Source organism: Corynebacterium hansenii, assembly GCF_030408795.1.
Taxonomy (GTDB): Bacteria; Actinomycetota; Actinomycetes; order Mycobacteriales; family Mycobacteriaceae; genus Corynebacterium; species Corynebacterium hansenii.
In genome coordinates this window covers 1,954,052-1,974,583 of sequence record NZ_CP047211.1, presented here as the reverse complement: position 1 = coordinate 1,974,583, position 20,532 = coordinate 1,954,052, and the positions used below count along the sequence as shown (strand labels likewise).

Sequence of the window (20,532 nt, the reverse complement as noted above, 5' to 3'; positions counted from 1 at the left end):
AGCATGGCCGGAGATACCGTGTGGATCGGCGTCAACGCCGAAGTCCGCGGCTTTATGAAGTCCGTCGACCAGGCGGCCAACCAGGCCGCCCAGGCGGGCGGGAAGCGGCTCGAAGACGGCTTCCGCAAGGGCGGCGAGCAGGCCGGAAAGGCCGCCGCCGATGGGCTCAAGTCCCAGGCGAAGACCATCGAGCAGGTCTCCACCAAGCTGGGCACTGCCCGCAAGGCCGAGGCGGAGGCCGCCGCGCGCGTCCTCGCCGAGGAGAAGAAGCTTGACGCGCTGCGGTCGTCGGGGAAGGCGACCGCGTCGCAGCTGGAGGCCGCCGAAAACCGCGTGGCCAACGCCAAGCGCCGCCAGGGCGACGCGACGCAGCAGGTCACCCGGTGGCAGCGAGACCTCACCTCCGCGCAGGAAGGCGGCGCGACGTCGTCTATCTCGCTGGCCAACGCCGAGGACCGTCTCGCGGCGGCGAAGACCCGCGCGGCGAAGGCCTCCGGCGACGTTCGGACCGCCGAGCTGCGCGAGTCGGAAGCCAAGGACAAGGCATCCGCCGCGGCGCAGAAGGCCGAAACCGCCGAGGTGCAACTCGCCCTGGCGAAGATGGACCACGGCAACGGCTCGCGCGAGGTCAAGCAGGCCGAGCGGGAGCTGGAGCAGGCCCGCAAGCAGCTGATCACCTCGACCAACCAACTCGCCACCGCCGAAGGCAACTCGATCAAGGCGAAGGCGCAGCTGGCGACGGCCAACGACCAGGTCCGGGCGAAGTCCACCCACCTCAAGGCCGTGCAGGCCGACGTCGCCAACGCCGAAAAGCGCACCGGCACCGAAGCCGCCGCCGCGGGCCGCAAGATCCGCGGCATGGGCAACGACATGACGTCGACGTCCGGGCCGTCCCGGGGCCTGATGACCAACCTCGGCGGCATCGCCGGTAAGGCCGCCATCGCCGCCGGCGCGTTCATCGGTGTGCAGGGCGCGACCAGCTTCCTGTCGTCGGGCTTCGATCGCCTGATGAACATCCAGCGCGCCGAGGTCAATTTCCAGGCGATCGGGCTGACCGCCGAGCAGACCGAAGCGCAAATGGCGCGCCTGTCCGAGCAGGTCACCGGCACCTCGGTCAGCCTCGCCGACGCGGCGAAGTACAGCGCGATGTTCGCTCAGGCGGGCGTCGAGCTCGGCGCGCCGATGGACGACGCAATCCAAGCATTCACCAACCTGTCCGCTGCGGCCGTCGGCACCGGCATCGATGTTGGCCGCATCATGCAGCAGGTCGCCGCCAGCGGCAAGATCGACGCCGGCGTGCTCAACCAGCTCGCCGACGCGAACGTCAACGCCGCGCAGTACCTGTCGGAGTTCACCGGCAAGTCCGTCGCCGAAGTCCGCAAGCTCGCCTCCGAAGGCAAGATCAGCTTCGAGGACCTGGTGGGCGCCATCAACGGCGGCATGGGCGACTACGCCGCCGCGATGGGCGAGACGCTGCCGGCGAAGATGGCCAACGCCAAGACCGCGTTCGCGACCTTGTCGGCCGGGATCATCGAGCCGTTCATCGGCCCGCTGACCACGGGCATTGAGTTCCTCACGTCGATGCTCAAGACCGTCAAGCCCGCCATCTCGGGGTTCTTCTCCGGCCTGCTGGGCTCGAAGACCGTGATGATCGCCCTTGGCGTCGCCGCGTCGGGGCTGGTGGGTTCGCTCATCGCCGTCAAGGTCGCCGCCGCGGGCGTCCTCATCGCCGGGAAGGTCCGCGCGATGGTCGCCGCGTTCAAGGCATGGCAGCTGGCGACGAAGGGGCAGACCGTCGCCCAGATCGCCCTGAACATGGCGATGAAGGCCAACGTCATCGGCGCGATCATCGGCGTCGTCGTGGCCCTCGGCGTCGCACTGTGGGCCTTCTTCACGAAGACGGAGAAGGGACGCGAGCTGTGGTCCCGGTTCACCGACTTCATGGGCTCGGCGTGGGAGCGGATCAAGGCCGCCTTCGCCGCCGGGCTGCAGGCGATCCAGCCCGTCTGGGACGGCATTTCCTCCGGCGCCCAGTGGGCGTGGGACAAGCTGACCGGCTTCTTCGGTTGGATCAGCGACGCCTTCTCCGGCCTGAAGTCCCTCATCGTGGACGGGGACTTCTCCGGTGCGCTGCGCGACGCCTTCGGCATCGAGGAAGACAGTCCGATCGTCGGAATCATCCTGGGCATCCGCGACGGCTTCATCAGCCTCAAGGACGGCGCAGGCGAGGCGATCGGCTTCCTCAAGTCGATGTGGTCGGAGTACACCGACGCCGTCAGCACGAAGTACAACGAGAACATCGTCCCCATCCTCGACTTTTTTAAGGAGAAGTGGGGCCAGCTCAAGGCCGCCGTCGAGCCGATCATCGACTCGATCAAGGAGAAGTGGAACGTCTTCACGACGGCCCTGCGTGAAACCTACGACGCCCACATCGCCCCCGTGGTCGACGCCTTCAAGCAGAAGTGGGACGAGCTCAAACAGCGCTTCGGCGCCTTCGTCACCGAAATGTGGGAGCCGCTGATCAAGCCAGCGCTCATCGCGCTGGCCGCGCTGCTCCTCGGACCGATCATCCTGGCGATCACCGCGGTGGTCGCGATCATCGGCATCGTCGTCGGCGTAATCATGGGCCTGGTCTACGTCATCGTGTCGCTGCCCGGCTGGGTCATGGGCGCGGTCAACGGCGTCAAGCAGTGGTTCTCCGACCTGAAGGCCAATGTCGCCGCGTGGTTCACCGAGATGGGTGCGTCCATCTCCGGATGGTGGAACGAGCACATCGCGCCGCTGCCCGGCCAGGTCGGTGACGCGATCTCCTCGGTCAAGCAATTCTTCTCTGACCTGTGGCGTTCCGTCATGGACTGGTTCCGCGACATGGGCCAGTCCGTCGCGGACTTCTGGAACAACCACGTCGCCCCCCTGCCCGGCCAAGTCGCTGGCGCGGTCGGAGATGTGCTGGCGAGGGTCGGCGAAATCCCCGGCAAGGTGAAGAACGTTTTCTCCGACGCCGGACGCTGGCTCGTCAATGCCGGCCGCCGAATCCTCAACGGCCTGTGGGAAGGCATGAAGGCCGCGTGGAGCAGCGTGAAGTCCTGGATCTCCAGCACGCTGAACTTCTCCGCCATCGGGTCGCTCATCGGCCTGGCCGGTGGAGGCGTCATCGGGTACGCCGACGGCGGGATCACCGCCTACGCCCAGGGCGGCATCGCCCAGCTCGAGTCGTACGCCAACGGCGGCCGCCGCAAGGAGAACCACGTCGCCCAGATCGCCCCGGCAGGGGCGTGGCGCGTGTGGGCCGAGGACGAAACCGGTGGTGAAGCGTACATCCCGCTGCACCCGACGAAGCGCACTCGGTCGACGGCGATCCTCGCCCAGACCGCCGACATTTTCGGCATGGGCCTGGTCGACAAGCGCACCGGAGCGCCGGTCGAGTCGACCTACCGGGGCAGCCTCGGCCCGGCACGTGGCGCGGTGCAAGCGTTCGCCGACGGCGGGGTGCGCACGGCGTCGGAGGTACGTCGCTTCGTGGAGGGCGAAAACGTCGCGGGCATCGCGATGGACCGCTCCCTACAAGGCGCGCCGTACACCAACAGCCCGGGGCCGGGCGCGTGGGGCGACTGCTCCTCGACGCAGGGTCGAATCTTCGACTTCATGATCGGCAAAAACCCGATCGGCCCCCGCGCGTTCTCGACGCACTCGCAGGAGCAGTACATCCGCTCCAACGGTGGGCACATCGGCAAGGGCCCGGAGGGGTCCTTCCGCATGGGCTGGAACAACCGCGGCTCGATGGCCCATACCTCCGGCACCCTGCCGGACGGCACGAACGTCGAGATGGGCGGTGGCAACGGTGGCGGCGCGATCGGCGGCGGTGCCGTGGCGTGGGATCACCCGCAGTTTGACCACTGGGGATGGATTCCCACGTCGTCAGCGCAGGAAGCCGCGGCGACGTCCGCCATCGGTGACCTGTCGGACATGCCGGCCGTCGACGACGCTACGTCCACCACTGGTGGCTCCGGCGCGTCGGGCTCCAACCCCGACGTCGGCGCGGGCCCGGCTGCTGTGGCCGAGTCTGCGCCAACGACGTGGTCGGAGCTCGCTGGATCGTCGGCGAAGGCAATCGTGTCGGGGCAGGTCAAGGACGCGCTGAGCGTCTTCGGCGTGCCCGACGAGATTCCGCCGCTGCTCCAGGCACTGCGGTCGGTCGGTATCGCCGTGGAGGAGCGCGACAACGCGGCCTCTCAGGAGGTCGTCGGCGCGGAAGCGTCCGGAACCTCCACCACGGCGACGTCGACCGCTGGCGACGCTGCCGGTGACCTCGCCGGTCTGTCGGACGCCGCCCCGCCGGCGCCGGAACCGGCGCCGGCGGGCCCGGACTGGGGAATGCCGTTCTTCGTCCGGGAGATCAGCCGCGCGGCGCAGTCCAAGGGCCTCGACCGTGAGGCTGCGGTGATCGGAACGGGCACCTCGCTGGTCGAGGCGTCTGATCCGATCCTGATGTGGGCCAATCGGGCGGTGCCGGAGTCGCTGAACTTCCGGCACGACCGCATCGGCTCGGACTACGACTCGGTCGGCATTTTCCAGCAGCGCGACAACGGCGCGTGGGGCACCGTCGCCCAGCGCATGAGCCCCTTCGAGTCGGCGCTGATGTTCTTCCGCGAGCTCGTGAAGTTCGACTGGAAGTCAATGAGCCGCGGCGCGGCAGCGCAGAAGGTGCAGCGCAGCGCGTTCCCGTCTCGGTACGAGCCCGTCATGGGCCGCGCCGAGGAGCTGGTGGCCCAGTACGGCACCTTCGGCTCGGCACCGGGCTACGCGTCGGGCGGCTACGTCTCCGGACGAGGCGGTCCCCGCGATGACGCGATCCGCGCATGGCTGTCCAACGGCGAATACGTCGTCAACGCCGGCGCGGTGCGCGACAACCGGGCGTTGCTCGAGGCCATCAACGGCGGCGCCAACGTCGCCGGGATGGTCGCCGACGGCGTCATCGAGACCGGTGCTGCCGCAGGCAAGGCCGGGGTCTCCGGCATCGCGGGGATGGCGAAGTCGGCGGCCGGAACGCTCGGCCCCGCCGCGGCCCCCGCGGCTGCGGCTATCGGCATGGCCGAGGGCTGGGCGGGCATGGCCGTCGATGAGGTCGCGGCCGCTGCGGGCCGCGTCGCGCACGCCGGCATCAACACGCTCGCCGAGGGCGCGGCCAACGCCGCGGGCTCGGCGGATCAGATGCCGGTCGTCGCGGCCCGCACCCCGAACCCGGCGCCTGCCGAGCGCGCACCGGGCGAGCTCGTCGGAGCGGGAGTCGCCAACGGCGACGCCCGGGTGGTGAACAACCACTACGAGTTCAACCACCGCGACGAGGACGCCGCCTGGCGTCGTTTCAAGGAGCAGCAGTGGCGCGACGCTCAGGGCTTCGGGCCGCTGCGATGACCGATTGGAGGTGAGCTGTGCAGCGCAAGCCGATCAGCATTCTCGTCCGCGGTGTCGATGGATCCGAGTGGATCCTGTCCGGCCCGGGGCGTGGCAACCGAGGAGTTGTCCTGGCCCCGGAAGCGGATGGGCTGATTGACCCGCCCGTGTCGACCATCTGGAAGTCGAGCGCGACGCAGATCGGCTCGACCTACCAGGCCGCCCGGTACGCCGCCCGCGATCTTCAGCTGAAGCTGTGGATCTGGGATGACGACCGGTGGGACTGGCAGGTCACCGATTCGCTGTGGCGCCGGGCGTGGTCGTACGAGCGGGACTCGGAGCTCATCGTCCGGTCGGATTCGGGGGAGCGGCGACTGCGCTGCCGCCTGTCGCAGACCCCGGAGGTCAAGCTCGGGCAGGAGGGCGGTCACGCCGGCGGCCACACGGAGATGGCGCTGTCGCTTCGCGCCGGGAACCCGATGTGGACCCAGGAGGACACCACGGACGTGTGGCGATTCGACGGAATCCACTACACGGGTTTCGTCACAGTGACGAATCCGACGGATACCCAAGCATGGGTCAAGTACGTTTCTGTGGGGCCCGCTTCGCTGATTCTTCCCGATCATTCGTTCGAGGATCGGGAAGGGTGGCCCGGGTACGAGCACCGCGACCGTCGGGTCGTCCTCCCCTTCCAGAACCGCCACCAGAATCTGCTCATCGACACCGACCCGATGACCGAGCAGGTCGTCTCCTCGGACGGCAGCCAGTTCTGGGCGCGGATGAACGGCCAGGCCTTCGTGTACCCGGTGCCGCCGTGGACACCGCCGACGCGCATCCCGGTAGTGGTCAACCCGCTGCCGTGGCTGCCGAACCTCTGGGCCCGCCTCGGCATCCCCTTCGACATCCCCGTCGACGCGCTCGTCGCGATGGCCGAGGCACTGACCAAGCTCCTGGAGCCGCTCGGCACCGACACGGTGCTGTCCTGGACACCGGAGCGTCTCGCCCAGGAAATCGACACCGCGATCCGGTCGGTGCTGCCCGGCTTCGTCGGGGAGTGGGCCGACGTCCTGCTGGAAGCCCTGTCGATCCCGACGCTCGGCGAGATCATCGCCGAAGCGTGGGGATCGGTGGCCACGATGGCCGGCTCGGGCGTGCAGGTACGCGTGCCCACGCAGTGGACACGCCCCTACGGGATGGAGCTGTAGATGACGACCCCAACCACCACGGTGCCCGGCGCCACCGAGTACCCGTGGGACGACGCTTTCGAGAAGCAACTCGAAGGCATCTACCACGCATGCCTCAACCAGAAAATGGCCCGGGCAGCTCGCCGCCAGCAAATGCCGGTGACGATCCTCTACGACGGCGACTACAACGCCCGCGGACGCGTCGCCGGCGAGTACGACTCCAAGTTCACCTGGCGCATCAACGAGGCCGGGACGGCGACGATCACGCTGCCGGAAGCGCACCACCTCGCGGTGTGGGCGCTCGACGTACACGGCCGCAAGACCGAGAACATCCACGTCATCATGGACCGCGACGGCTCCCAGTGGGCCGGGCGGATGACCGGCGTGGAGTACAGCTTCCTGGACGACGGCACCCGCGTCATCGTCCTGGATTTCCTCCACGACCTCGCGGAACTGGATCACGTCCGCTGCTGGCCGAACCCGTTTTCCCCAGCTGCGGCGCAGTTCCCGAAGAGCTTCGTGCTGGCGGGCCCGGCGATCACCACGCTGAAGATGACGCTGGCGCTCAACTTGTACCGCCTGCACGGCAACCTGTGGCAGGTCGCAGACAACCCGCTCGACCCCGTGTCGTGGCTGGAAGGCGTCCTGCCGTGGGACTGGACCGTCGTCGTGGAGCCCGGCAGCATCATCGGCGACTCGTCGCAGTGGTGCATCATCAGCTCCCGCATGAAGAGCTTCATGGAGCTGGCGCGGCCGATCCTCGCCGACGCCGGGCTGATGATCACCACCCGGCGGTGGCTGCCCGGCCAACCGAAGCCGAAGGGCTGGCTGGCGCCGATGAAACCGGGGCAGCTCATCGTGGACATCGTGGACAAAAGTGGCGTCTTCGAGGGCACCGCGACCGGCGGCACGATCTTCGGAGGCATGCTGCGCACGGCCACGAAGCTCGCCGACAACGTCATCGATGACCTCGTCACGGTCATCGCGTCGCCAGCGGAGCCCGCCGAGTACACCGTGTCGAAGTGGCTCGGCACCGCGCCGCGCCAGCCGTGGGTCGTCTTCCGCGACGGCCAGTACACCGCGATCCGCAACGGCAAGTACCGCCGGGAGCCGGCCACCGCGGTGACGATCACAGGCGGTGGCAAGTCCGCCCCAGGCGTCAACGAGACCATCAGCATGACGGTGCAGCTCGTCGGCAACATGATCGGAGCCGTCTTTTTCCTCGACACGCTCGGCTCCATCGCCGATACGGCGCTGGCGCCGCTCTACGAGGATGTTTTCCTGGCTTTCGGGTCGGTGAAAAGCCCCATCCGGGCCATGCGACTCGGCAAGCACCACTACCTCGAGGACTGGGCACAGGGCATGGAAACGGCCTGGGCGCTGTCCGGTGTCGTCGGCTTCCGTCAGCGCTTCTGGGAGACGAGGTCTCGGGAGTCGTACACGATCCAGGTCGGCGATGGTGGCCCGTACCTCCTCGGGGCTCCGGGGCGCGGGCACTTTTGGCTCGGTGACCGCATCGGCGTGGAGCTCAAGCCGGTGCGTGGCCGAATCGTGGTCGAGCAGGTGCAGGAAATCACCCTGGCCTGGTCGCGCGACGCTGCACCTGGATACGACCTCACGGTCGGCGATCCCCGCACGGGGCAAGCGCCGATCGCCCGGCTACTCGACCAATCGCGCCTGTTCTTCGAGGCGTGGAAAGACCTAGGGGTGAGCAAGTAAATGTCCTGGTTGAAGCAGCAAAACGCCGACATGGACGACCCGAAGCAGCATGTGCTGTGGGCGCTGTGCGGCATGCCCATCGACGCCGGCGGAACGCAGATTGCGCTGCCGATGCATTCTGCGACGTTCGTCTCCGAATTCCTCCACGAGATCGGGTTCCGGCACCACCCGGAGCTGCAGACGCTGTACCGCCGCCCGGACGACACGGTGTCGGAGTCGGCGCCGCTGGGCGTCGAGTGGCTCGAATGTGAGCCGGGCAAGGTGCCCGACGTCGCTCCGGACTCGCTGGCCGGTGGCGTCAGCCTCGACGGCATGACCGATGAGGAGATCGCGGTGCTGCAGGCGGCGATCGATGCGCGTCGTGGTGGTGCGTCGTGACCGCCCCGGAGCCGATGATCCCGCCGGAGATTCCCCGGTTCTCCTCGATCCAGGATCTGCGGCAGTGGAATGAGCAGCGGATCAAGGACCGGAGGAAGCGCCCGGCGGCGTCCTTCCTGGATAAGGCGCAGGACGGCATGACGAAGGGTCTCCTCGCGGGTATTGCTGACGCGCTGAAGGGGACACCGCCCCCGGGATTTGAGGCGATAATCGACGCTTTCACCGGCAACTCCGGCGCTGGCTTGCCCGCGATCACGTCTGCGCTAACGGATCAGCAGTCGAAGGTCCAGGAGCTCTACGACGAGCGGGGCCGTGCCCACGTGTACAGCCGAGAGAACCTCGCTTACCGAGGTTTCCAGCAGCACAACCAGCGAATGCGGATCCCGTTCACCGAGCAGGTCGGGCCGCTGGTCGGCGTGACCATCGACCCCGCCGGAGGACTGGTCCTGCGTACTGCGGGGTCCTGGCAGGTTCAGGCGAAAACCGGCGTGTCCGGGACGATGGCCGTCGGTGCGAACTGGGCGCGGATGTGGATCGAGGCGTACCGGGCTGATGGTTCAAAACTGGCCGAGTCGTTTGCGACGTCGGTGCCGGGCGCCGACCAGGGCACCACGTCGGACGTGATGGCCCTGGTGATCAATCCCGAGGAGGCGGCGGCCGGTGTGACCGTGAGGGTCTACGCCGACGCGGGCCGGTGGAGGTACATCCTCGGCGGCCCGGGCTACACGTACCTGCTGGCGCAGAAGCAGTCCAGTACGAGAGTGCAATCGACAACTGACCCGGGTGACCCGGGTGTGTGGGAGGAGCAGCCATGACCATTCTCACGGGGCATTTCCGTGATATTGCGCGCCGAGCGTCACAGGGCACTGTGACGCTTGCGTCGACGATGACCAGGCCTGCCCAGGATGGGGTGGGGGAGGTGGTAACGCAGGAGCGGCATGTGCTCAACCTGGTCCGCGGTGCGTTTACGTCCCCGGAGCTTGATCCGGGGCCGGTCCGCGTGGAACTCAACGCGGGGGGCATGCATAAGCGGTGGGATCTGCTGCTGCCGGAGACGGGTACCCACGACATTCTGACGCTGATCGACGCGCAGGTCGAGTACAGCCCAGCCGTCGTGGGTCAGGCGCAGGCGGCGTCGGCGGAGGCCGCCAGATCGGCAGCTGCAGCGGCGGACAGCGCGGAGCGGGCCGCGACGTCGGCAACTGAGGTAGAGACGGTCGTCGCCGACGGCGCGGCGGCGGTACGCACGCAGCTGCAAACCGACATCACCGCCACCGCCGACGCGCGGGTTGCTTCCGAGGCCTCCCGCGATGAGGCGGCAAGCTCCGCACAGACCGCGACGGACGCGGCCGCCTCGGCGACGTCGTCTGCGTCGACGGCCAGCACCGCCCAATTGGAGGCCGTGTCCGCCCGCGACGAAGCGAAGACCGCAGCGGCCACCGCGACTGAGATCAGTGCATCCTTCGAGGAGGGCGGGTGGATCGACAAGGGCATGAAGGCTCTTGTTGCGCGCGCTGAGACCGGGGCGGACCGGGCGGAAGCGGCCGAAGAAACCGCTACCGGTGCCGCGTCTCGCGCGGAGACCGCCGCGTCGACGTCGGTGCAGGTCCAGTCCCGGGTGCAGGCCGCCATCGATGATGGCGCGGCAGCCGTGCGGTCCGCAGTCGGGGCAGACGCCGACCGGGCCGAAACGGCACGCGATGACGCAGAAGCCTCCGCGTCGGCTGCTCAGCAGTCTGCGGCGACAGCGTCGGCCGCGCAGATCGCAGCCGTCGACGCCCGCACCGGCGCCGAGGACGCCCGCGACAAAGCAAACACCGGCGCATCGTCCTCCGAGTCTCACGCAGTGGAGGCAACTACTGCGGCGGCGACGGCCACGGCGAAGGCTGAGGCCGCCCAGCTCGCCGCTCAGGAAGCTTCCACCGTTGCCCAGCAGATCGTTACCACCGCCGTTTCTACGGCCATCGCCGAGCTCGTCGATGGCGCACCGGCCGAGCTCGACACGCTCCGCGAGATCGCCACGGCCCTGAAAACCCAGCAAGACCTCGCCTCCGCACTGACCACCCAGATCGCCAGCAAAGTCACCGGCGCCTACGAAATCGTCGAATCCAACCAAATCCCCACCGGCGCACCGGCCAACCGGATTACCCTGGTGGTGACACCGCTATGAGTGGAGACGGACGACTCTGGGTGGGCGGCCGGGAGCCCGAGCAGATCTTTCTCGGCACCCGCGCCGTCAACACGGTATTCCTCGGCGACCACCAGATCTGGCCACCGATCGGCCGCGTAGAAGTCCACCAGTTCGCCGACCCCAATGGCCCCGGCCCACTCGGGGCATGGAGGCTGCCTGTCCCGTGGTGGGCGGCCTTCGCTGTCCCCGCACTTTGGGGTGGCGGAGGAGGCGGTGCCGGCGGCGACGGAGCATTCCGACGAGACGGCGCAGGCGGAAAAGCCCCAGAGAACGGCGGGGCGCAGCTCTCGCTCCTTGACGTCTCTCGCTCCAGAGGCGGAGAGCTATCGATCATCGTTGGGCGCGGTGGTGCCGGGGGAGCCGTCGAGCGGTCGGGCAGTCCCGGCGGTGACAGTCGAGTCGTCTACGGATCCTTCAGCGAAGTGAATAAGGGTGGGGCAGGTGGATCCGGGTACGGCGATGCCAACGGCGCCACAGCCAACTCCCTCGACGTTACCGATGCAGCTCCCGAGTACCCGAAGGTGACCGGTGGGGCCGGAGGCTCGCGCGACGGAATCGGCGGCGCGCCGGGCGGTGGCGGTGGTGGGGGAAGCGGCGGCACCTTCGGCGGGGCGAACCCAGGACAGTCTGGGGGCAATGGTCTGGTCATCGTCGCCTTCTACTCGTCTGTCCAGCCCTGGATGTAACCCTGCGCAATTCGCGCAAAAACCGGAACCCCCGCACATCAACCCGTTCGAAGCCCCGCACCAGACGTGGTGCGGGGCTTCGTCATGCAACCCGAAAGGAGGGCACGAGTGACCAGTACCGTGCTCGATTTTTCCGCCGGGATCATCCCGGCCAAAGCGGTACGCGACGCCGGCCACATCGGCTCCGTCCGCTACATCAGCCCCCCGCGTGAATCGTGGATGCGCGGCAAGCCCGCCACCGCGGCGGAAGTCGCCGACTACAAGGCCAATGCGCTCGACACCGCTTTCGTGTGGCAGTACGGCGGGGCCGACAACCCCGACGCCATGCGCGGCGCACGCGGCGGCGAACTCGACGCCAAGGCCGCCGATGAACAGCTGAAGCTGATCAAGCGCACCGGCTACCCGGTGTTCTTCGCCGTCGACTTCGACATCACCCTCAAGCAGTGGAACAGCGTCGCCGTCGAGTATTTCCGCGCCGCGTGCAAGGTGCTGGGCCGTGATCGCGTCGGCATCTACGGGCACTCCCGCGTGTGCGACTGGGCCCGCGAGGACGGCGTCATTGGTTCCGCCGGCGCCGGAAAGTTCCTCATGTGGCAGACCCGCTCGTGGGTCAATGATCCCGACGCGAAGGTCAAACTCCCGCCGGACTACGTCCACCCGCTCGCGGTGCTGTACCAGCGCACCCACAACGTGCCCGGGCCCGCCGGGATGCAGGTCGACGTCAACGACATCCTGCATGTCTATTGGGGCCAGCACCCGCCGCGCCCCGACCAGTCCCAAGACCAGACGGTCACCGACCCCGCGCCGACGGCGCCGTCGCTGCCGACCGGGCCCGCGCCGAAGCCGACCGCGCAGTTCAAGTGCGACGCCGACGTGCTGACGTGGCGGGACAACGGCATCGCCCGCCGCGCGCGCCGTGGCATCTGCATCCACACTGACGAGTCCGCCTACAACTACGCCACCGGCCAGCTCCGGCCGACGGCGTGGACGGCCGATCAGCTCGCCGAGTACAACCGCCGCCGCGATATCTCCGGCGGCTCCTACCACCTCGGCATCGACCGGGCGGGCCGCACCGTCCGGCAGAACGACGACGTCTACGGCACATGGTCGGTGGGCAGCTTGGGCAACGACGAAATGTTCCACGTCTGCTGCACCGGCACCGCCTACCAGACCCGAGAGCAATGGCTGTCGCTCGGCAAGGCACAGCTCGCCAAGCTTGCCGACGTCCTCGCGCACTACTGCCGCTTCCACGACATCGAGCCGCGCCGTATCGCCCCGGCCGACCTCCGCGCGGGCCGCAAGGGAATCCTCGGGCATTGGGACTGCTCGAAGTTCTACGGCGGCTCGGATCACTGGGATCCGGGCGGTTACGACGGCACCACTGGCGTGCCCCGCACGGCGGGCGGCTTCCCCTGGGACTACGTCCTCGGGCTGCTGCGCAAGCAGCTCGAAGCCCCCGCACCGACCCCGGCGCTGCCGCATGCGCCGACCACCGACACGAAGGAGACCATCATGAATGACCAGGATCGCGATCTGCTCAACCGCATCCACGACCAGCAGGCCGGCATGCGCGACGACGACGGCGTGCAGCGCTACCGCGGCTGGGAGCAGCTCGGCGGCCGCACGCTGGTCGATGGGCTCGCCGCGATCGGGGAGAAGCTCGGCGTCGACGGTTTCCGCGCCCCGCTGATCGGTGACGCCGCCGCCGGCGACCCGAAGTAGTCCTCACTGCCCGTCAGTGACGGGCTCACTTAAGAAACTGATGCCGTCACTTAAGCAAGTGAGGGCGTCACTCGCATCAACTGACGGCCGCCCCGCCCTGGGCGGTCTTTTTCATGCCTAGGAGGCACACATGCTCGATTCCATCCGATCCACCGTCCCGGTCGGTCAGCGTGCGACGTGGTACGCCGTCGCCGGTGCCCTGGTCACCGCCCTCGTGTCCTGGGGTGTGCTCGATTCCACCGCCGCCCCCGCGGTCGTGGGTGTGGCCACCGCCGTGGTGACCCTGCTTTTCGCGGTCATCCACTCGGACACCCCGTGGCGCATGGCCCTCTACTCCCTGATGGCTGCCGTGACGGTGCTGATGACCTACCTCGGCTACGGCTCCGACATGCAGTGGGAATCCATCCTCGCCATCGCCGCACCCGTCCTCGGCATCGGCACCGCCGCCGCCACCACCGGCGGCGGCGACTACGTCGGCGAACACCGCATGGGGGAATGATGACCACCCCACGCACACCCCGCGGACGACTACTCGACATCGCCGCACTCGCCGCAGTGAGCACCTGGTGCGCCCAAACCGCCGCCGCCTACCTCGTCCCCAGCGGCTCCGAGGTCAGCCAGCTGTCGCTGGCCGGCACGCTCATCAACCTCAAGGCGTGGGGAGTGGCGTGGATCATCGTGGCTGTCATCGTCGCCATCGGCATCTGGTCCCGCACCATGCGCATCATCGGCCTGGCGATTTTCGTCGGCATGAACATCGTGTGGGCCGCCAGCTTCCTGGAGGCGTGGGCGGTGGGCGCCTCCGGCCGCGCATGGGTGAGCGCAAAAAACTACGGGCTCATAGCCACCCTCGGCGTGTGCATTGCGGCATGGACTGGAGGAGGCGGGCGGCTGGATGCAGATCTCAGATAGCGCAATCGTCGGTGCGGCCATCACTGGAGTCCTTGGCCTCGTCGGGGTGATCGTAACCGCAGTCATTGGCTTCCGATCGAAGCTTGCCGAGGACACGACCCGGCGGATCGAGCTGCTGATGCAGGATCAGAATCAGGACATTTCTGATTTGCGCGGGGAGGTTAAGGATCTCCGCGGCGAGGTCGAAGCGGTGCGAGAGGAGTCCCGCCGATGGCGGTCGCTGCTCGACATCGCACTGGCGAACATCCGCTCCTGGGTCGCCTGGAACGCCGGCGGCCGCCACGGCGACCCACCCGGTGTCCGCGACGAGCTCGTGGAGCACCTCCACCCCGGCCCGCACCCGCGCGAGCCCCCGACACCTTCATGACGAACGAGCACGGCCCCGGCCGCCGCCCGCTTTGACGGGCAGCGGCCGGGGCCGTTTTCGCATTTCGGGTGCTAAAGGAAGGGCCGCGGGTCCACCAGGAACGCGATCATGATGGCGACAAAATCCGCCGCGCCCGCGAGGGCGAGCACCCATGCGGCGGCGGCCGTGATCCACCAGTAGCCGCCGCGTCGAGCTGCGACGAATCCGATGACGATGAGGGCGGAGATGATGAGGGCAAGGATGATCTGTGTCATGCGAGGATCGTTTCACGCGGGTGTTCCCCGCCCGGCTCGCTCGACGCGCGGAATCGTGCCGCGCGGGATATCTTCTGCGTAACCGCTGCGCGACGCCCACCCCCCCCGGGTGGCGCCGGCGGCCAGGCCCGCGCTGGTTGAGCACCCCCCGCTCCCGCGCGGGCCGACCTACCTAAAACAAGCAACCCCCTCACCGTCTGGTGCGGGGGTTGCTTCACAAGGGGGTCACGCGAGCGTGAGGTCTTCCCGCCGCGCGAAGTATCGGGAGTGAGAGTGCTCAAGAGACTCGCGGTTGGGGCTGGTAACAGCCACAATTTCGACGTTGGAATCCACGCGAGTGAGGTCGCGGGTCATGCGCTGGATGGTTGCCTCGACGATGCTCGGGAACTGGGTGCAGTCCACGGCTCCGGTGAGTCGGTTGTACTCGATCAAAAATCCTGGCATTTCAGACAACTCCTTCCTGTCGGTTCGCGGGTGGCAGGCGGCGAACCGTGTCTGCCAACCGGCTGAGCCGCTGGCGCGCCTCCTCACGGTTTTCGTGGGCCGTCGTCAGCCTTTCCTTGATCTTGTCAATCTCGACTTGCAAGTCATCGGGGTACGGCTCGGGAACCTTGTGGAGGTCAAGCATAAGCTCTTCGCAGCCTGAAACCCAGTTGTTCCATTCCGTGTCTGACTTGTGGAGGGCTTCGGAAGCACGCCAAAACTTTCGAACGATCGGGCCATGCGCTTCTTCTACTTCAGGAGAAAACTCCTGTTTGTAGCGTATTTCTCGCCCAACGACGTCGGCCAGCACTTCGTACAAGTTCGCCCAAGTCGATTGGTACGTAGTTCGCAACTGGATCTCTGTGCGCCCAGCTGGAAACGTGGCGTGAAGGTGCACCGCTCGGTAGCCGCAGTGACTTCCATCGCGAAGATCTCTCAGCGTGACGGACGCGCCTTTGGCCTGGAGCGTCCCGGCGACGTGATCCGCCAGCCGTGACTGTTGCGAGAGTCTCATTGGCGCGTCGATGCGGAGCCCGACGATATCCTGGATGCCGTTCAGGGAAGTTGTGTTGCGGCGGAGCTTCTCCCTGGTGGTGTCTTCGGTCTTCACCCGGCCGGACAGTTCAAAAGAATCCCTGGTCAGAGGTGGGAATGCCCCGAAGGGTGGTGGGGGCTCGCTGTTGGCGAAGCTCTCTAAGCAGTCGTCAAGTTCAAGCCACACCGTGGCGAGAAGCTCGGCATTCCACGTCATCCACTCTTGGTAGAGCTGAACGTCGTGCGGAGTGTCGTACTTGAGGGCCTTCCCGAGCTTCTTTAGCTGATGGTTCGAGTGGGGGAACGTTTCACCGAGCATGTATCGAGATTAGCGGCAACAGGGGAGTGTCCTTACCGCGTGGTTGCAGCGCTCGATGCTGACTGCAGAAGTGGGGTATTGCTGGCTCGCGTTTGGCTCACTTTTGGCTCACTATGGCGCAGAACCAGGCGGAAACAGGCGTGAAAACGTCCCTGGTGAAAGACGAAGCGTCGGGCGGCTTGAGCACGTTCACGTGCATGTCCAGGTGAGTAGGACGCGCGCAAGGTGCTATCGGCACGCTCGTTCAGGAGCCCTTGCCTGAGGGGTGATCGTGGGGCGCAGAGTTAAGGGGCGAGCGGACTGATGTGCGATTCGCACTGGCTCACCACGGGCGCACGGTCACGCCCCGGCGCACCCCGCACCCCCAACCGGACAGCGCCGGGGCAGAGGGGCGGGGGGCAATGTGTAACGCACGCCGAAGGGCGCGTCGGCGGCGCAAAATCCCGCAAAAATCCCGCACGAGCGCCGTAAACCCAGGACACGGAGGCCATGCAGTCCACTGGGGACACCCGCATAAAGCGCCCTGAACTGGAACAACACCAAAAGCCCTGTACACTCAGTCGGGTGAATAACCCCTGGTACAAGTTCTTCAAGTACGTGCTCATCGGCCCGTTCCTGCGGGTGTGGAACCGCCCCACCTTCGAGGGCGGCGAGAAGGTGCCCGAGCAGGGCCCCGCGATCATGGCGTCGAACCACCTTGCGGTCATGGACTCGTTCTTCTTCCCGCTGGTGCTGGACCGGCAGATCACGTTCCTGGCGAAGAAGGAGTACTTCACCACGCCGGGCATCGTCGGGCGGATCCAGAAGTTCTTCTTCTCCAACACCGGCCAGGTGCCCATCGACCGCAAGTCCGGAGACGCGGCGCAGGACGCCCTCGACGCCGCCGTGAAGGTGCTCGACCGCGGCGACGTGCTGGGCATGTACCCCGAGGGCACGCGTTCGGCCGACGGCCGCCTGTACCGGGGCAAGACCGGGCTGGCCCGCGTAGCGCTGCAGACGGGAGTGAAGGTCTTCCCGGTGGCGATGATCGGCACCGCCGACGTCAACCCCATCGGCACCTGGGTGCCGCGCCCGAAGAAGGTCGGCGTGGTCATCGGCGACCCGCTGGACCCCGCCGACTACCGCGACCGCGGCGACGAGTACGCCTGCGCCCGCGCCCTCACCGACGATCTGATGAAGGCGCTGGCCGCCATGTCCGGGCAGACCTACGTCGACGCCTACTCCGCGGACGTGAAGGACTCCCTGGCCAAGGGCAACGGCTACCCCGAGGGCACCGAGCCCGGCGGACGCCTGGAGATCGAGCCGGGGCAGAAGGCCGGGTAGGCGCCCCACCGGGCGGGACCGCCCGACGCACGGGCTATCCTGTCCGTCGTGCGATATTTCTACGACACCGAATTCATCGAGGACGGCCGGACGATCGATCTGGTGTCCATCGGTGTCGTCGCCGAAGACGGGCGCGAGTACTACGCCATCTCCTCCGAGTTCGATGCCCGCGCCGCCGGCCCGTGGGTGCGGGCGAACGTGCTGGGCCAGCTGCCCAACCCTTCGTCGGCGCTGTGGAAGCCGCGGTCGACCATCCGCGACGATCTCGAGCGCTTCCTGCTCGCCCCCGGCGCCGGCGACCCCGAACTGTGGGCCTGGGTCGGCGCCTACGACCATGTCGTGCTGGCGCAGCTGTGGGGCGACATGACCCGCCTGCCGCGGCGGATCCCGCGGTTCACCCGCGAGCTCAAGCAGTACTGGGAGATGGCCGGCGAGCCGCGTTTGCCCAGGCAGGACGACGGGCGTCACGACGCCCTGGCCGATGCGCGGCACAATCTGGTGCGTTTCCGGGCGATCTCGAAGGTCCGGCCTCCCCGCTGAGCGCGGGCCGTCGCAAGGCAACGCGGGCCGTCGCGAAGCATCTTGCCCCGCCGCGGGCACGGTGCGTCGGGGCCGGGGACGCCGGGCCAAGGCCGCCGGGGCATGGCCGCCCGGACGGGGGCAGCCGACACGGGGCCGCCGATACCTGACTGCCGGTACATGACTGCGGGGAAGCCGGGAATCCACCGGCGATCGGAATCGAAATCCGCCGTCCGTCGGCGGCATCCACATGGTCGGCTACGATTGCATCCGTGAGTTGGACCATTGACCTTCCCGTGAACGATCTGCCAGATCTGCCCCCGCTGCCCGACGGCATCCGCGAGCGCTTCGACGACGTCCTGTCGCGCAAGGCGCTGCAGCAGCCGTCGTGGGACCCGGCCGCGGCGGCCAACGTGCGCCGGATCCTCGAATCCGTGCCGCCGATCGTCGTGGCGCCGGAGATCCGCAAGCTCAAGGAGGAGCTGGCCGACGTGGCCATGGGCCGCGCCTTCCTGCTCCAGGGCGGCGACTGCGCGGAGACCTTCGAGTCCAACACCGAGCCCCACATCCGGGCGAACATCAAGACGCTGCTGCAGATGGCCGTCGTCCTGACCTACGGCGCGTCGACGCCCGTGGTGAAGATGGCCCGCATCGCCGGCCAGTACGCCAAGCCCCGTTCGGCCGACCGCGACTCCGAGGGCCTGCTCAGCTACCGCGGCGACATGGTCAACGGCGTCGAGGCCACCGAGGAAGCCCGCGTCCACGACCCCGCGCGCATGGTCCGCGCCTACGCCAACTCCTCGGCCGCCATGAACCTGGTCCGCGCCCTGACCGGCTCCGGCACCGCCGACCTGCACCGCCTGCACGAGTGGAACCGCGAGTTCGTCACCAACTCCCCGGCCGGCGCCCGCTACGAGGACCTGGCCCGCGAAATCGACCACGCGCTGCGCTTCATGCAGGCCTGCGGCGTGTCCGACTCCAACCTGCAGACCGCCGACATCTACTGCTCGCACGAGGCGCTCGTCGTCGACTACGAGCGCGCGATGCTGCGCCTGGCCCACGACGAGTCCGGCGACGACAAGCTGTACAACCTGTCCGCCCACCAGCTGTGGATCGGCGAGCGCACCCGCGGCCTCGAGGACTTCCACGTGGCGCTGGCGGCGCTGATCGGCAACCCCGTCGGCGTGAAGATCGGCCCGAAGACCACGCCGGAAGAGGCCATCGCCTACGTGGAGAAGCTGGACCCGCTGTTCCAGCCCGGCCGCCTGACGCTGACGTCGCGGATGGGCAACGACAAGGTCCGCACCGTGCTGCCCCCGATCGTCGAGGCCGTCGAGGCCACCGGCCACAAGGTCATCTGGCAGTGCGACCCGATGCACGGCAACACCTACGCCGCGTCAAACGGCTACAAGACCCGCCACTTCGACCGCATCGTCGACGAAGTCCAGGGCTTCTTCGAGGTCCACCGGTCCATCGGCTCCCACCCGGGCGGCCTGCACATCGAGCTCACCGGCGAGGACGTCACCGAGTGCCTCGGCGGCGCCCAGGACATTGCCGACGTCGACCTGCCGGGCCGCTACGCCTCCGCGTGCGACCCGCGCCTGAACACCCAGCAGTCGCTGGAGCTGTCCTTCCTGGTCGCGGAGATGCTGCGCAACTAGGGGATCGGCGCGCCAGCCCGGCCCAACCACCGACGAAGCCGGCTCCCGGGAAAGGGAGCCGGCTTCGTCGCGTTGTGGATGGGGCGGGGCATCGCGGGAGAGGGCCGCCCCGCCCATTCGATCGGGCCCGTCGTCCGTGGCCTACTGCGTCGGGGGCAGGAGGACGGAGTCGATCAGGTAGACGGTCGCGTTGCCCGTCTTGATGCCGCCGCAGGCGATGGAGGCGTCGTTGACCTTCATCATGTCGCCGTCCCCGGTCACCTTCAGTTCCGCACCCTGCACGGTGGTGTGCGAGCCCTTCACCGCGTCGAGGCCCGCCCGGCCATCGACGACGTGGTAGGTGAGCACGCCGGTCAGCAGGTCGGCGTCGGTCTTCAGGGCTTCCAGGGTGTCCGCGTCGACCTTGGCGAAGGCGTCCTCGGTCGGCGCGAAGATGGTCCATTCGCCGTCCTTCAGCGTCGCCACGAGGTTGACGTCGGGGTTCAGGCCGCCGGTCAGCGCGGAGGTGAGGGTGGCCAGTTCCGGGATGTTCGGGATGGCGTCGACGATGTTCTGGCCGGAGATCGTCTCCAGCGACGCAGGGCCATCCGGGTGGGCGTCGGCATAGGCCCGGCAACCCGGCCCGGCGGGGGCGCCGTCGCCCGCGGCCGAGGTCTCGGTGGCGGTGCTTTCCGCCGTGGACGAGGCGGTCGATGGTGCGGGGGCGTCGACGTCAATGGCTTCGTCGCCGCACGCGACGAGGGCGAGGGCGGAGACGGCGAGCATCGCGGCGGCGCCGGCGGTGCGTCGGTTCGTGGTGCGCATGTCGTGTCCTTTACGGATGGAGGGGCCCGTGCGCGGGCCCGGCGTGGATGGGGCGCGGTTCCCGTCGGCTCGCCGGTGGGGG

Annotated in this window: 18 protein-coding genes; 14 read left to right on the top strand and 4 right to left on the bottom strand. The window is 68.1% G+C overall.

Annotated elements, in window-relative coordinates; all coding sequences use genetic code 11:
- The first annotated feature begins 3 nt into the window (after positions 1-3).
- The 11 genes from CHAN_RS08545 to CHAN_RS08500 all read left to right on the top strand — a co-directional run bounded on the left by CHAN_RS08545 (position 4) and on the right by CHAN_RS08500 (position 14,553).
- On the top strand, positions 4-5,415 hold the full coding sequence (locus CHAN_RS08545) for a tape measure protein (protein ID WP_290288716.1): 5,412 nt from the start codon (positions 4-6) through the stop codon (positions 5,413-5,415).
- A 146-nt stretch (positions 5,416-5,561) separates the two neighbouring features.
- A complete protein-coding gene (locus CHAN_RS08540) occupies positions 5,562-6,599 on the top strand; it encodes a hypothetical protein (RefSeq protein ID WP_290288714.1) in 1,038 nt (345 codons plus the stop codon).
- Positions 6,600-8,297, top strand: a complete 1,698-nt coding sequence (locus tag CHAN_RS08535) for a Gp37-like protein (RefSeq protein WP_290288712.1) — start codon at positions 6,600-6,602, stop codon at positions 8,295-8,297.
- A complete protein-coding gene (locus CHAN_RS08530) occupies positions 8,298-8,675 on the top strand; it encodes a phage gene 29 protein family protein (protein WP_290288710.1) in 378 nt (125 codons plus the stop codon).
- On the top strand, positions 8,672-9,490 hold the full coding sequence (locus tag CHAN_RS08525; RefSeq protein WP_290288707.1) for a hypothetical protein: 819 nt from the start codon (positions 8,672-8,674) through the stop codon (positions 9,488-9,490). The genes CHAN_RS08530 and CHAN_RS08525 overlap by 4 nt, the downstream gene beginning before the upstream one ends.
- The gene (locus CHAN_RS08520; protein WP_290288704.1) at positions 9,487-10,845 is read left to right on the top strand and encodes a hypothetical protein; all 1,359 of its coding nucleotides are present in this window, start codon (positions 9,487-9,489) and stop codon (positions 10,843-10,845) included. Before CHAN_RS08525 ends, CHAN_RS08520 begins: the two co-directional genes overlap by 4 nt.
- On the top strand, positions 10,842-11,552 hold the full coding sequence (locus tag CHAN_RS13750) for a glycine-rich domain-containing protein (RefSeq protein WP_452094291.1): 711 nt from the start codon (positions 10,842-10,844) through the stop codon (positions 11,550-11,552). The genes CHAN_RS08520 and CHAN_RS13750 overlap by 4 nt, the downstream gene beginning before the upstream one ends.
- 108 nt (positions 11,553-11,660) lie before the next feature.
- Positions 11,661-13,274: a glycoside hydrolase domain-containing protein gene (locus tag CHAN_RS08515; protein WP_290288701.1), complete on the top strand. Its 1,614-nt coding sequence runs from the start codon at positions 11,661-11,663 to the stop codon at positions 13,272-13,274.
- A gap of 130 nt (positions 13,275-13,404) precedes the next feature.
- Positions 13,405-13,773, top strand: coding sequence for a phage holin (locus CHAN_RS08510; protein WP_290288698.1), 369 nt, complete (start codon positions 13,405-13,407; stop codon positions 13,771-13,773).
- A complete protein-coding gene (locus tag CHAN_RS08505; RefSeq protein WP_290288695.1) occupies positions 13,770-14,186 on the top strand; it encodes a hypothetical protein in 417 nt (138 codons plus the stop codon). The genes CHAN_RS08510 and CHAN_RS08505 overlap by 4 nt, the downstream gene beginning before the upstream one ends.
- On the top strand, positions 14,170-14,553 hold the full coding sequence (locus CHAN_RS08500) for a hypothetical protein (RefSeq protein ID WP_290288692.1): 384 nt from the start codon (positions 14,170-14,172) through the stop codon (positions 14,551-14,553). The genes CHAN_RS08505 and CHAN_RS08500 overlap by 17 nt, the downstream gene beginning before the upstream one ends.
- A 71-nt stretch (positions 14,554-14,624) precedes the next feature.
- Here CHAN_RS08500 and CHAN_RS08495 read toward each other — a convergent pair whose 3' ends face one another.
- The 3 genes from CHAN_RS08495 to CHAN_RS08485 form a co-directional block, all read right to left on the bottom strand.
- The gene (locus CHAN_RS08495; RefSeq protein WP_290288689.1) at positions 14,625-14,807 is read right to left on the bottom strand and encodes a hypothetical protein; all 183 of its coding nucleotides are present in this window, start codon (positions 14,805-14,807) and stop codon (positions 14,625-14,627) included.
- Positions 14,808-15,032: 225 nt separating this feature from the next.
- A complete protein-coding gene (locus CHAN_RS08490; protein WP_290288686.1) occupies positions 15,033-15,251 on the bottom strand; it encodes a hypothetical protein in 219 nt (72 codons plus the stop codon).
- Position 15,252: 1 nt separating this feature from the next.
- A complete protein-coding gene (locus CHAN_RS08485) occupies positions 15,253-16,143 on the bottom strand; it encodes a RelA/SpoT-related domain-containing protein (RefSeq protein ID WP_290288683.1) in 891 nt (296 codons plus the stop codon).
- 564 nt (positions 16,144-16,707) lie between these two features.
- Between CHAN_RS08485 and CHAN_RS08480 the strand changes: the two genes are divergently transcribed.
- From CHAN_RS08480 to CHAN_RS08470, 3 genes are all read left to right on the top strand, one after another.
- Positions 16,708-17,466, top strand: a complete 759-nt coding sequence (locus tag CHAN_RS08480) for a lysophospholipid acyltransferase family protein (RefSeq protein WP_290288680.1) — start codon at positions 16,708-16,710, stop codon at positions 17,464-17,466.
- 48 nt (positions 17,467-17,514) lie between these two features.
- Positions 17,515-18,006, top strand: a complete 492-nt coding sequence (locus CHAN_RS08475; protein WP_048744592.1) for a polyadenylate-specific 3'-exoribonuclease AS — start codon at positions 17,515-17,517, stop codon at positions 18,004-18,006.
- A gap of 251 nt (positions 18,007-18,257) precedes the next feature.
- On the top strand, positions 18,258-19,646 hold the full coding sequence (locus CHAN_RS08470) for a class II 3-deoxy-7-phosphoheptulonate synthase (RefSeq protein ID WP_048744590.1): 1,389 nt from the start codon (positions 18,258-18,260) through the stop codon (positions 19,644-19,646).
- A 141-nt stretch (positions 19,647-19,787) separates the two neighbouring features.
- On the opposite strand, the gene CHAN_RS08465 is transcribed toward CHAN_RS08470, so the two are convergent.
- The gene (locus CHAN_RS08465; protein ID WP_290288671.1) at positions 19,788-20,450 is read right to left on the bottom strand and encodes a fasciclin domain-containing protein; all 663 of its coding nucleotides are present in this window, start codon (positions 20,448-20,450) and stop codon (positions 19,788-19,790) included.
- Between the last annotated feature and the right edge of the window lie 82 nt (positions 20,451-20,532).